Source organism: Thermocatellispora tengchongensis (genome assembly GCF_014202315.1).
Taxonomy (GTDB): domain Bacteria; phylum Actinomycetota; class Actinomycetes; order Streptosporangiales; family Streptosporangiaceae; genus Thermocatellispora; species Thermocatellispora tengchongensis.
This window is the reverse complement of the sequence record NZ_JACHGN010000021.1, coordinates 89,031-101,456: the sequence shown is the minus strand read 5'-3', so window position 1 is coordinate 101,456 and position 12,426 is coordinate 89,031. Positions and strand designations below refer to the sequence as shown.

The window sequence follows — 12,426 nt, the reverse complement described above, 5'->3', positions numbered from 1 at the left end:
CTACTTCCAGGCTTTCTCGGCCTCGGCTTCGAGCGCCTCCTGGGTGCCCTTGACGTCGGTGGGGTTGCGGAGGAAGTCCTGCAGGACCTTCCACTCGCCCTTGCCGTCGGTGGCGCCGAAGGCGCTGGGCGCGAGGTCGGACATGTCATACCGGACGTCCTCGCCCGCATCGATGATCGTCTGTGCGAGCTGCTTGGTGACCTCGCTCGGGTAGTTGTCCGGCGAGACGTTGCGGTTGGCCGACAGGTAGCCCGGCTGCTTGGCCCACACCGAGCCGCCCTCCACGGAGGCGAGGTAGGCGAGCAGGGCCATCGCGCCCTTGGAGTCCTTCAGCGCCACCGCGATGTCGCCGCCGAGCACGACCGGATTGGTGTCGCCGGCGGCCGGGAACGGGAAGAACCGCGCGTCCTGGCCGACCGTGGCGCCCGACTCGGTGGCGGAGGCGGCGACGAAGTCGGCCTCGATCACCATGGCGGCCTTCTTCTGGCCGTAGACCGCGGTCACGCAGGTCGGGAAGTCGGTCTGCAGCGCGCCGGAGCTGCCACCGAGCACGAACTCCTGCTTGCCCACGATCTCGGCCATCTTGGTCAGGGCGGTGCCGACCGTCGGGTCGGTCCAGGGGATCTCGTGCTTGGAGAGCTTGTCGTAGTTCTCCGGACCGGCGGTGGACAGGTAGACGTTCTCGAACAGGTCCGTCAGCGTCCAGCCCGAGGCGCCGCACAGGGAGAACGGCGGGGTGCCGGAGTCGGCGACGGTCTGGGCGGTGCTGACCAGGCCGGCCCAGTCGGTGGGCGGCTGCACGCCGGCGTCCTCGAACGCCTGGGTGCGGTACCAGATGAGCGACTTGTGCGCGGCCTTGACCAGCACGCCGTACACCTGGCCGTCGGCGGAGCCGAGCTCCTTCCAGTACGGCGTGTAGTTCTTGTCGATCTCGGCCTGCACCTCGGACGACAGCGGCTTGAGCGCCTTCTCCTCGGCGTACTGCTGCAACAGGCCGGGCTGCGGCAGCATCGCGATGTCGGGCGGGTTGCCGCCCTCGATGCGGGGCCCGAGGTAGGCGCCGGTGTCCTCACCGGTGGAGGCGTAGGTCACCTTGGCGCCGGTCTTGTCCTGGAACGCCTGCAGCACCTTCTGGAAGTTCGCCTGCTCCTCGCCGGTCCACTTGGCCGCGACCTCGATGGTCACGCCGTCGAGGGGCTTGGCCGCGGGGGCGCCGCTGCCGGACGTGGTGGCGGCGGGCGCCGCGCCCTCGCCGCCGCCGCTGCCGCACGCCGCCGCCGCGAGCGCCAGCACCGCCACACCGCTGACGACTGCCAGGGATCTGGCTCTGCGCATCCTGAATACCTCCTGCGTTATGCCCCCGATGCCGGAACGGTGAGTAAGAAGGGGATGACGGCCTGCCTTACGGAGGGGTCGCCTCCGCCTAGCGGGCCCGGACGATCTCGTTGAGCTCGGTTCTCATCGACGCGGCGATGTCGCCGCTCGACTCCTGGAAGGGCGGGCTCAGCGCGCGGCTCACCGAGCTGGCGATGGCCAGGCTGAGCTGGTTGTAGTTGGCGTTCACCGGACGCAGCCGGGCGGTGAGGATGCTCTCCTTGAGCACCGGCAGGTACGGGAAGCGCTTGATGAGCGCCGGGTCGTCGTACAGCTCGGCCCACACCGGCGGGAACGAGCCCTCGGTGAGCACCAGGCGCTGGTTCTCCAGCCCGGTGAAGTAGCGGATGAAGGCCAGCGCCGACTTCTGCCGCTTGGAATAGGCGCTGATGGCCAGGTTGTAGCCGCCGAGGGAGCTGCTTCCCGGCCCGTCGCGGCCGGGCAGGCGGGTCACGGCGAACTTGCCCTTGACCGAGGAGTGCGTGGCCGGGCCGTACGCGTGCGGCCAGTTGCGCGCGAACAGCAGCCGGCCCTCCTGGAAGGCCAGCCGCGACTCCTCCTCCTTGAAGCCGAGGGCCTCGCGCGGGATCCACCCCTCCCGGAACCCGCGCACGAGGAAGTCGAGGCCGGCCTCGGCCTTGCCGGTGTCCAGGGTGACCTCGGCGCCGTCGGAGCGGATGATCTCCTCTCCGCCCGCCGACTGGTACGCCTCGGCGAAGTTCACCGTCAGGCCCTCGTAGGCGAGGAACTGCCCGGCGTAGCCGCCGATGTCGTACTTCGCGGACAGGGTCATCGCCTGCTCGCGCAGCTCGGCCCAGGTCTTGGGCGGCTTGAGGCCCTCCTTGTCCAGGATGTCCTTGCGGTAGTAGAGGAGCCCGGCGTTGCTGGAGTAGGGGACCGCCCACAGCTTGCCCTGGTAGACGGCCGTGTCGACGACCGGTGACAGGAAGCGGTCGAGGGGGAACATGCCCCGCTCCAGCGGGACGATCCACCCGGCGTCGGCGAACTCGGCCGTCCACACCACGTCGAGCCCGAGCACGTCGTAGCGGTCGCTCTTGGCCTGCAGGTTGGCGACCATCTGGGCACGCTGCTCGTCGGCCGCCTCGGGCAGTTCGAGCAGCGTGACGGGCTCGGCGGGGTGGTCGCGGTTCCACCGGTCGAGCAGCGGTTGCAGGTACGCCGTGGTGTCGCGGCCGATCACCAGCGTGATCGGGCCTGTGCCTCCTGACCCGGACCCGGCCTCGGCGGTGTCGGCGTCGTCGCCGGTCACCGCGGCGCAGCCGGCGAGCAGCGTCGCCGCGAGCGCGATCGGGACCAGTCGGCGCACGTGCTACCCCTCGGTTTCCTTGCTGTTACATACGTGTTAGGTAGATGCATGCATGTTATGCACAGCGGTAATGTGGGAGTCAACCGATGTTCCAGTAACGCTCAGGTAACGAGCCTTTTCGAGGAGGTAAGGCGTTGCGGCTGCCGTTGCTGGCACTTCTCGCCAAGGAACCTGCCCACGGATACGAGCTCAAACAGGCCCTGGAGCAGACTTTCGGCGGCGCCTACCCCTCGCCGAACATCGGGCAGATCTACGTCACGCTCGGCCGGCTGGAGAAGGACGGCCTGGTGCGCGCCGTGGACGTCGAGCAGTCCAACCGGCCGAACAAGAAGGTCTACTACCTGACCGCGGCCGGCCGCGAGCGCCTGGAGACCTGGGTGGACGAGCCCAGCGAGGGCCCCCGGGTGCGCGATGAGTTCTTCATGAAGCTGGTCCTCGCTCCGCTGACCGGGGTCGCCGACCGCATGGCGCTGATCAACCGGCAGCGCCGCCACTACCTCGGCCAGATGCGCGAGCTGAACGAGTTGGCCGCCGCCACCGACCCGGCCAACCGGGTGGCCCACCTCCTGGTCGAGGGCGCCATGATGCACCTGCAGGCCGATCTCGACTGGCTCCAGCGCTGCCAGGAGGAGATGGCGTGAGCGGTCCCGAACCGGTCGTCAGAACCGTCAACCTGGTCAAGATCTACCAGACCGGCGGTGTCCCGGTCACCGCCGTGGACGGCGTGGACCTGCGGGTCGATCCGGGCGAGTTCGTGGCGATCATGGGGCCGTCCGGATCGGGCAAGTCCACGCTGGTGCACATGCTCGGCGGGCTCGACACCCGCACCAGCGGCGAGATCTGGCTCGACGGCAAGCGGGTGGACACCCTCTCCGAGAGCGCCTGGGCGGTGCTGCGCCGCGACAAGGTCGGCTTCGTGTTCCAGTTCTTCAACCTGGTCGCCAACATGACCGTGGCCGACAACGTCGAGCTGCCCGCGCTGCTGTCGGGCGCCACGCCCCGGCAGGCGCGCGAGCGCAGGGAGTACCTGCTGGGCGCCCTGGGCCTGGCCGAGCGCGCCGACGCCTCGCCCGCGCAGCTCGCGGGCGGCGAGCAGCAGCGGGTCGCGCTGGCCCGCGCCCTGGCCAACAAGCCCAGCCTGCTGCTGGCCGACGAGCCGACCGGCAACCTCGACAGCCGCAACACCCGCGACGTGCTGCGCCTGCTCGGCGAGGTGCACCGCGACGGCCAGACGATCATCATGGTCACCCACGACGCCCGCGTCGCCAGCCTCGCCGACCGCGTGGTCTCGCTGCTCGACGGCCAGATCGTGGACGACGGCGCCATCCCGCGCCCGGTCCGCAGGCCCAGGGGCGGCGCCGGCGACGTGGTCGAGCTGCGGAGCTGAGCGCGTGAGCGCGCTACGGGCGTCCCGGAGGTGGATCCGCGCCGACCTGCGGGCACGGCGCGGCCAGGCCCTGCTCACGGTGCTCGCCGTGGCCGGGATCGTCACCGCTCTGATCACCTCGGCCACCCTGCTGGAGGACGGCACCAACCCCTGGCGCGGGCTGTTCACCCAGACCGACGGCGCGCACGTGTGGATCAGCGCCCAGGACACCGCCGACGCGGGCAAGCTGGCCGGGCTCCCCGGCGTCACCGGCGTGGCGGGGCCGTACCGCAGCGCGCCGGTCACGCTGGTGCAGGACGGCAAGAAGTCGCCGGTCGCGTTGCGCGCGCTGCCCGCCACGCCGCCGAAGGTCGCCCACCCCGTCGTACGCGAGGGGCGCTGGCTCGACTCCGCCGACCCTGACGGCGTGGTGGTGGAGCGCTCGCTGGCCAGGGCGACCGGGCTGCGCCTGGGCAGCCCGTTCACGGTCACCGCGCTGAACGGCGCCCGGCACGAGCTGGCCGTGGCCGGCATCGCCGAGACCGCCGAGCAGGGCTTCTACCCCGAGTGGACGCCGGGGCTGGCCTGGGTGCTGCCCGAGACCCTGGACCGGGTCGAGCCGGCGGCCGGGCGCAGCGAGTCGGTGATCGGGCTGCGGCTGGCCGACCCCGAGTCGGCCCGCCTGGTCGCCCAGGGGGCGGTGACGCTGCTGGCGGAGAAGATCCAGCGCGTCTCGACCTGGCGCGAGGTGCGGGCGTCGATGGAGCTGGACAACCGGCTGCTCGGCCTGCTGCTGGCGCTGTTCGGCGTGGTCGGGCTGGTCGCGGCGGCGCTGGCGGTGGCCAACGCCGTGGGCGGCAGGGTGCTGATGCAGTCGCGCGACTTCGCCACGCTGAAGTCGCTGGGCCTGACCCGGGGCCAGATCACCGGCATGCTCGTGGTCGAGCACGGCGCGCTCGGCCTGCTCGGCGTGGCGCTCGGGCTGGCGGGCGGGCAGCTCGTGACGATGCTGGTGCTCGACGGCGCGGGCCTGCCGCTGTCGCTGGGCCCCACGGCCGCCATCGCCGCGGGCACGGCCGCGACGGTGCTGGTCGCGGTCGCGGTGCCGGCCTGGCGCGGCGGGCGCACGCCGCCGATCCCGGCCGCTCCCGCGGCGCCGCCGCGCGGCCACCTGTCCAAGCTGGCCAGGCTCGCCCTCCTCGTACGCCTGCCGCCCGCTCTCGTGCTGGGCGCCCGCGACGCCTTCACCCGGCGCGGCCCGGCCCTGCTGACCACCTTCGGCGTCGCGATCCCGATGACCATGATCACGATCGGGCTGGGCTGCTGGGCCACGCTGGACGGCTTCCTGGACCAGCCCGAGCGGGTCGGGCAGGCCGCCGCGCTCACGGTGCGCCCCGGCAAGCTGCCCGCCGCCGAGGCCGAGCGGCTGATCAAGGCCGATCCGGGGGTGGCGGCGTACTATCCGGGCTCGGAGGTGGACGCCCTCGAACCCGAGCAGACCCGCACCGTGCTGGCCCGCGCGATCGGCACGTCCGCGCAGCCGTACCCGTTCGTGGCCGTCGAGGGGCGCGGGTACGCCGACCGGGGCGAGGCCGTGGCCGGGCAGGGCCTGCTCGACCTGCTGGACGTCAAGATCGGCGACCGGGTACGGGTGACCGTCGGCGGCACGCCGCTGATCCTGCGCATCGTGGGCCGGGTGGTGGAGCCCGACCAGGACGGCGAGGTGCTGTCGTTCGGGCTGGACAGCCTGGCCGCCAAGGACGCGGTGCCGCCCGAGTTCTACGCGCTGGTGCTCAAGCCGGGCGCCGACCCCGACGAGACCCGGGCCAGGCTGCTGGCCGCCTCCGGGCAGGACCTGGAGGTCACCCGGGTGGAGAACCCGGCCGAGCGGCTGGCCGTGATCCGGGTGGTCATCGTCGCGCTGATCGCGGTGCTGGCGCTGATCGGCCTGGCCAACCTGCTCACCGCGAGCGCGCTCGGCCTGCGTGACCACGCCCTCGACTTGGCGGTGCTCAAGGCGATGGGCCTCACCCCGCGCCAGGTGACCGCCACGCTGGTCACCGGAACCGGCCTGCTGGTCCTGCTCGGCGTGCTCGCGGGCACGCTCGCCGGGGCCTCGGTCAGCAGCGGCCTGATCGACCTCCAGGGCCACACCAGCGGCGTGGGGGCGGGCATCGGCCGTACGCCGCCGGCGGCCACGCTCGCGGTGACGATGCTGGTCGCGGTGGGCGCGGCGCTCCTGGTCGCCCTGATCCCCGCCCACCGCGCCGCCCGCTCCAGGGTGCCGCTAGCAACACGCTGAGGGGGAACAGGGCCCGCGCGCTCCAGAGTGCCGCTCGCCACAACGCTCAGGGGGCACGGGCGACAGGCCCGTGCCCCCTGACTGAGAGGGATCTACTTGATGGCGAACCAGTAGAAGCCGTGGCCCGGCAGGGTGAGCAGGTAGGGGATCTCGCCGATCACCGGGAACGGCACTCCGCCCCGGCACTCGACCGGGGTGCCCCCGGCGAACCTGCGCAGGTCCAGTTCCACCGGCTGCGGGTACTTCGACAGGTTGTTCACGCACAGCATGCGGTCCTCGCCCTCCTCGCGGACGAAGGTGAGCACCGCCGGGTTGGAGGACCACAGCTCGCTGTACGCGCCGGTGCCGAACACCGGGTGCTGCCGCCTGATCTCCAGCATCTTGCGGGTGAAGTGCAGCAGCGAGGCCGGGTTGCGCTCCTGGGCCTCCACGTTGACCGCCTGGTAGCCGTAGATCGGGTCCATCACGGCCGGCAGGTAGAGCCGCCCGGGGTCGGCGGAGGAGAACCCGGCGTTGCGGTCGGGGCTCCACTGCATCGGGGTGCGGACCGCGTCGCGGTCCTCCAGCCAGATGTTGTCGCCCATGCCGATCTCGTCGCCGTAGTACATGACCGGCGAGCCGGGCAGCGACAGCAGCAGCGCGGTGAACAGCTCGATCTGGTCGCGGTCGTTGTCCAGCAGCGGGGCCAGGCGGCGCCGGATGCCGAGGTAGGCGCGCATGCGCGGGTCCTTGGCGTACTCGGCGTGCATGTAGTCGCGCTCCTCCTCGGTGACCGTTTCGAGCGTCAGCTCGTCGTGGTTGCGGAGGAAGATGCCCCACTGCGCCTTCTCCGGGAGCTTCGGGGTGCGGGCCATGATCTCGGAGATCGGCTCCCGGCTGCCCCGGCGCACCGCCATGAAGATGCGCGGCATGAGCGGGAAGTGGAAGGCCATGTGGCACTCGTCACCCCCGGTGGCCGGGTCGCCGAAGTACTCCACGACGTCCTCGGGCCAGCCGTTGGCCTCGGCCAGCAGCACCCGGTCGGGGTAGAGCCGGTCCACCTCGGCCCGGACGCGGCGCAGGTAGGCGTGGGTCTCGGGCAGGCCGGAGCAGGCCGTGCCGTCGCGCTCGAACAGGTACGGCACCGCGTCCAGCCGGAAGCCGTCGATGCCGAGGTCCAGCCAGAACCGCAGCACCTCCAGCATGGCCTCCTGCACCGCCGGGTTGTCGTAGTTCAGGTCCGGCTGGTGGTGGAAGAAGCGGTGCCAGTAGTACTGCTTGCGCACCGGGTCGTAGGTCCAGTTGGACTCCTCGGCCCCGATGAAGATGATCGGCGCGTCCGGGTAGCGCTCGGGCGTGTCGGACCAGACGTAGAAGTCGCCGTACGGCCCCTCGGGGTCGTGCCGGGACGCCTGGAACCAGGGGTGCCGGTCGCTGGTGTGGTTCATCACCAGGTCGGTGATGATGCGCAGGCCGCGGGCGTGGGCCTGCTCGACCAACTCCACGAAGTCCCCAAGATCCCCGAAATCCGGAAGGATCTTCATGTAGTCGGAAATGTCGTATCCGCCGTCGCGCAGCGGCGACTCGTACAGCGGAAGCAGCCACAGACAGTCGACGCCGAGCCACTGCAGGTAGTCCAGCTTGTCGATCAGGCCGCGCAGGTCGCCGGTGCCGTCGCCGTTGGAGTCCTTGAACCCCCGGACCAGCACCTCGTAGAACACCGCCCGCTTGTACCACTGCGGATCGGCCGAGACGAAGGTCTCGCTGACCGGCTCGGCGCCGGGAGATGTCATTGTCATCGGTGACTCCCAAGGAGAGCCCAGGATGCGGCCATGGGGAGGACTCCAGAGCCCGGGAAGGCCCTTGATGCCTGAACGGTGCATCGATCTCGCGCACTGTTCGTCACGACAACCTCACTGATGGTAATATTCGGGTATCCGGGTGGTCTGGCGATGACCAACTCGGCCTGTCCGGGCCTACGGCCGGGCCGGCGGGATGCGAAGCCTGTGGAGGCCGTGCAAGACCGGTCGCGCACCCTCCGGTGCGCGCGGGCAGTCGCCGGTGAAGCAGGAAGATCCGGCCCGTGAGGGCTGGAACCCCCCGCCGTTGGGTGTGGGGAGGAGGTCAACTCTCGCTCACTTGAAAGAAGGCAGAACGACAGTCACCGGAAGATCCGGCTGTGATGTTGGAGGAGCACGCCCGCCCGGAGCCGTCATCCCCACGAGCTCCAACGCCCACGCCGGGACCGAATTCGTGGTTCTGTCCCGTCCTATGGCGTGCTTTCAGCCGAACACTACCAGCGCAGGCCGCCGGACGAAGCACGATAAAGGGCGGTACGAGGGAGAAGTCGCGCACATTCGCGGCCCAGGCCCGTAATTACCGTGTTACCTTCCGTTCTCCCCGGTGAAACACGTGCTCAGCGGGCGTGTCAGCGCCACGGCGGGGTCAGGTCGCCCAGTACGTCCGCGTAGTCGTCGAGCCACGCCCCGAACAGCACCAGGCCGCGTACCCAGAACCGGTCGTTCCACCCGTTGAACCGGGCCAGCGCGTCCGGCCCCTCGGCCACCACCGCGTGCAGCTCGGGCGAGAGCAGGTCCGGCACCCGCTCGGCCACCGTGGTCAGCATCCGGTGCCCGTACGCCCGCGCCGGCGCCGCCGTCGAGCGCAGCGGCACCCGGGTCAGCGGCTGCTTGACCACGTTCGTGGACGGCAGCGCCGCCACCCGCGGGTTCGCCGCGTGCAGCACCTCCCGGTAGAACCGGCCCCGGTCCTTGCGCGCCACCCCCACCGACAGGGCGGCGTCGAAGAACTCCGGGTGGATGAACGGGGCCACGAAGGACACCTCCGGGCCGACCAGGTTGACCGGCGAGCGGGCGATGCCGCGCACGGTGCGGGTGTGCAGCACCGACAGCGGCAGCTCGGCGCGGTGGCCGTGCAGCATCGAGGTCGCGGCGGCGAACGAGGCGCGCACGGCGTCCTCGATCCACGCGGCGGCGGGCTCGGCCAGGAACGGCACCGACGGCGCGCCCAGCGACAGCGACTTCAGCACCGCCGCCTTGCGCTCGGCCTCCGAGGACGCGGTCAGCGCGTCGCCGCTGACCATGAAGTTCTTCAGCAGCGGGCCCCCGGCCAGCCCGTCCACCAGGGTGCGGCCCGCCCGGTGCACCTCACGGGCGAAGGGCGCGTACCAGGCGTGGTGCGGGGTCAGGTACTCCAGGCGCCGGGCCACGGCCCGCGCGTCGTCCGGGTACGCCGCCGGGTCCTGCGCGATCACGCGGTGCCGCACCCCCAGCTCGCGGCAGATCGCGCGGGCGAACGGGATGTCGGTGTCGGTGCCGTCGTCGGGGCTGGTCGTCCAGGACTCCACGTCGGCGCCCCGGGCAACGGCCACCGAGCACAGCAGCCGGGAGTCGTAGCCGCCGCTCACCGGCACCAGCAGCGGCCGGTCCTCGAACTCCTTGTAGACCTCGTGCAGGATCGCCAGGATCTCGCCCGCGCTGCGCCCCGCCTCGTACGGCTCCTCGCGCACCCAGCGCGGCGGGCGCCGGTCCAGCGAGATCCGCCCGGTACGCCGCTCGTAGACCAGCGCGCTGGAGCCCGCGAGCCGCCGCACCCCGGCGTACGGGGTGTCGTCGCCGAGCGGGAAGGTGACCCGCAGGATCGCCGCCCACGCCGTCCAGTCCACCTCGTACGGCCCGCGCACCAGCGCCAGCAGCGGTTCGAGCAGCGAGCTGAAGTACACCGCGCCGCCCGCCGCCAGGTAGTACACGTCCACCAGGCCGAGGGCCCCCGCGTGCAGCGTGACCCGCTCGCCGTCGTCGATCAGCCCCGGCGTCTCGTACGTCTCCGCCACCGAGATCCACGATCCCGACACCAGCGGACGGCGCTCGCCCCAGGCGAAGGCGTAGTCGCGCTCGCCGGTGCGCCAGTAGGGCGGCAGCGGACGGCTGGTGAACAGCGCGGCCCCCGAGGTGTGCAGCGCGGCGCGCACCCTGGGCCCGGCGGCCTTGAGCGCGTCGAGCGCGGCGGGGTCGGCCTCACCGATCGCGCCGCACACGTACGGCCGCACGGTGAACGCGGGCCACTCACCCTTGCGCACGGTCCAACTCCTTCTGATGGCGATTATCCGAAGGGTATCCTTTTGCACCGCTCAGGATCGGAGGACTGACGTGGCGGGCGAGCAAGTAGAGGGCTTGAGGCGGGCGCTGCGCGACGCCATGGCCCAGGCGGAACGCGCCGCCGAGCTGGCGCGCCTGCTGGACGCGGCGCAGGCCAAGCTGGCCGAGGCCGAGCGGGCGACCGAGGAGTTGCGCGCCGTCGAGGAGCGCCTGGCCGCGGCGGAGGACGAGCTGGCCCGCTCCCGAGCGAGCGAGGAGCGCCTGCGCCGCGAGCTGGCCGAGCAGCGCTACCAGACCGAGGTGGCCAAGTGGAAGCTCTCCTCGATCCAGGTGGCCCGCTGGTCCCGGCTCGGCGACGCGATCAAGACCGGCAAGAGCAACCCGGTACGGCTGGCGCGCGGCCTGCGCGGCGCCGCCCGCCCGGCCCCGCGCCCGGCCGCGCCCAAGCGGCAGCCCGTGGCCGCGCCCGCGTCCGCGGAGAAGCAGGCCGCGCCGGGGGCGGCGTTCCAGGCCAGGTCCTCGGTGCGCACGATCGAGGGCAGGTCGGTCAAGCTCAAGCCGTTCCGGGTGCCGACCGGCCCCAACACCCGCCCCCACCTCACCGTCGCCGCCGTGCTCGACCCGCACGAGGAGGCGCTGCTGCGCTACGAGTGGCGCCAGACCGTCGGGTTCACCCCGCGCGACTTCGCCCGGGTGCTGCCGCTTGAGGTGCCGCACCTGCTGCTGGTCGGCTCGGTCACCGAGGGGCCGTGGGCCGAGGAGGTGATCGGCGAGCCGGGCGAGGGGCTGCGCGCGCTGCTGGCCTGGTGCGCCGAGCGCGGCATCCGCACCGCGTTCTGGCACACCGGCGGCGACCTGGCCGACTACCGGGCCACGGCCAAGCTGTTCGAGTACGTCTTCACCGCCGTGCACGCCGACCTGCCGCGCTGGCGGGCCGTGCACCGCCGCGCCGGGCTGCTGCCGTTCGCGATCCAGCCCCGCGTGCACAACCCGCTGCCACTGGCCGGCGACCGGTTCGACCGGGTGCTCACGCTGGAGGAGATGCTGCCCGATCACCTGTCGTATCCGGACGTGCTCACGTCCTACCGGTGGCCCAAGGCCGTCACCGTGCCGCAGAGCACGCCCGACTGGCGGCTGGCCGAGATCGCGGCCTGCGGTACCCCGATCGGGCCCACTCCGGACGACCGGCGGGCGCACGCCGCGATCCGGCAGGCGTACGCGCGGGGCACGATGACCGAGCGGGTGGACGAGTTCCTGGAGGAGATCGGCCTGCCCGCCGCCCGCGCCACGCTGAACGTCTCGGTGATCGTCCCGGCCACGGCGGGCGGCGACCTGGACCACGGGCTGGCCCAGGTCGCGGCGCAGTCGGGGGTCGCCCAGGCCGTGATCGTCACCGCCGACGAGGGCGCCGCCGAGGAGGCCGGCAAGCACGCCCGCGACGCGATGCCCGGCGTGGACGTGATCGTCCGGGTCGCCGAGCCCGGCCTGACCACCGGCGGCCTGCTGAACCGGGCGCTGGACCTGTGCGAGGGCGACCTGGTGGCGGTCATGGACCCGCGCGACGGTTACGGCGAGCACTACCTCGCCGACCTGGCCAGGTCGTTCCTGTACACGACCGCCGACGTGGTGGGCAAGGCGTCCTACTACGCCTACCTGCGCGGGCCGGGCGCGACGGTGCTGCGCCAGCCGGATGCGGCGTACCGGTACCTGCCGGAGATCTGCGGCGGCACCCTGCTGGCCCGGCGTACGGTGCTGCGCGGCCTGGGCATCGCCGACCTGTCCGAGGGGTGGGACGAGGTGCTGATGCGCCAGTGCCGCGAGGACGGCGTGCGGGTCTTCTCCGCCGACCGGTTCAACTATGTGCGCGTGCGCGAGGACGATCCGGCCCTGCTCTCCTCGGCCAGGCTGGTGGAGTACGGCCGCGCCGAGCCGCACGCCCTGGCCTGAGGGGCCCGTAGGC

General features: G+C 72.1%; 8 protein-coding genes. 4 read left to right on the top strand and 4 right to left on the bottom strand.

Going from position 1 to position 12,426, the window contains the following annotated elements; all coding sequences use genetic code 11:
* Together HNP84_RS38325 and HNP84_RS38320 are read right to left on the bottom strand one after the other, a co-directional pair.
* Nucleotides 1-1,335, bottom strand: coding sequence for an ABC transporter substrate-binding protein (locus HNP84_RS38325; RefSeq protein ID WP_185054935.1), 1,335 nt, complete (start codon nucleotides 1,333-1,335; stop codon nucleotides 1-3).
* An 88-nt stretch (nucleotides 1,336-1,423) separates the two neighbouring features.
* Nucleotides 1,424-2,701: an ABC transporter substrate-binding protein gene (locus tag HNP84_RS38320; protein WP_185054934.1), complete on the bottom strand. Its 1,278-nt coding sequence runs from the start codon at nucleotides 2,699-2,701 to the stop codon at nucleotides 1,424-1,426.
* A 134-nt stretch (nucleotides 2,702-2,835) separates the two neighbouring features.
* Here HNP84_RS38320 and HNP84_RS38315 point away from each other — a divergent pair, with 134 nt between their 5' ends.
* Genes HNP84_RS38315 through HNP84_RS38305 form a run of 3 tightly spaced genes read left to right on the top strand, consistent with a single transcriptional unit; the run spans nucleotide 2,836 to nucleotide 6,369 of the window.
* Nucleotides 2,836-3,342, top strand: a complete 507-nt coding sequence (locus tag HNP84_RS38315) for a PadR family transcriptional regulator (RefSeq protein ID WP_185054933.1) — start codon at nucleotides 2,836-2,838, stop codon at nucleotides 3,340-3,342.
* Nucleotides 3,339-4,088 carry an ABC transporter ATP-binding protein gene (locus HNP84_RS38310; RefSeq protein WP_185054932.1) on the top strand — a complete coding sequence of 250 codons (750 nt, stop codon included), beginning with the start codon at nucleotides 3,339-3,341 and terminating at the stop codon, nucleotides 4,086-4,088. The genes HNP84_RS38315 and HNP84_RS38310 overlap by 4 nt, the downstream gene beginning before the upstream one ends.
* Nucleotides 4,089-4,092: 4 nt before the next feature.
* Entirely contained in the window at nucleotides 4,093-6,369 is a 2,277-nt protein-coding gene (locus tag HNP84_RS38305; protein WP_185054931.1) for an ABC transporter permease, read from the top strand.
* Nucleotides 6,370-6,461: 92 nt separating this feature from the next.
* On the opposite strand, the gene treS is transcribed toward HNP84_RS38305, so the two are convergent.
* Complete coding sequence (gene treS / locus HNP84_RS38300) at nucleotides 6,462-8,147, bottom strand: maltose alpha-D-glucosyltransferase (protein ID WP_185054930.1); 1,686 nt, start codon at nucleotides 8,145-8,147, stop codon at nucleotides 6,462-6,464.
* A gap of 629 nt (nucleotides 8,148-8,776) precedes the next feature.
* Nucleotides 8,777-10,447: an asparagine synthase-related protein gene (locus HNP84_RS56435; protein ID WP_185054929.1), complete on the bottom strand. Its 1,671-nt coding sequence runs from the start codon at nucleotides 10,445-10,447 to the stop codon at nucleotides 8,777-8,779.
* Between the two features lie 94 nt (nucleotides 10,448-10,541).
* Here HNP84_RS56435 and HNP84_RS38290 point away from each other — a divergent pair, with 94 nt between their 5' ends.
* Nucleotides 10,542-12,413: a hypothetical protein gene (locus HNP84_RS38290; protein ID WP_246519217.1), complete on the top strand. Its 1,872-nt coding sequence runs from the start codon at nucleotides 10,542-10,544 to the stop codon at nucleotides 12,411-12,413.
* The last annotated feature ends 13 nt before the right edge of the window (nucleotides 12,414-12,426 follow it).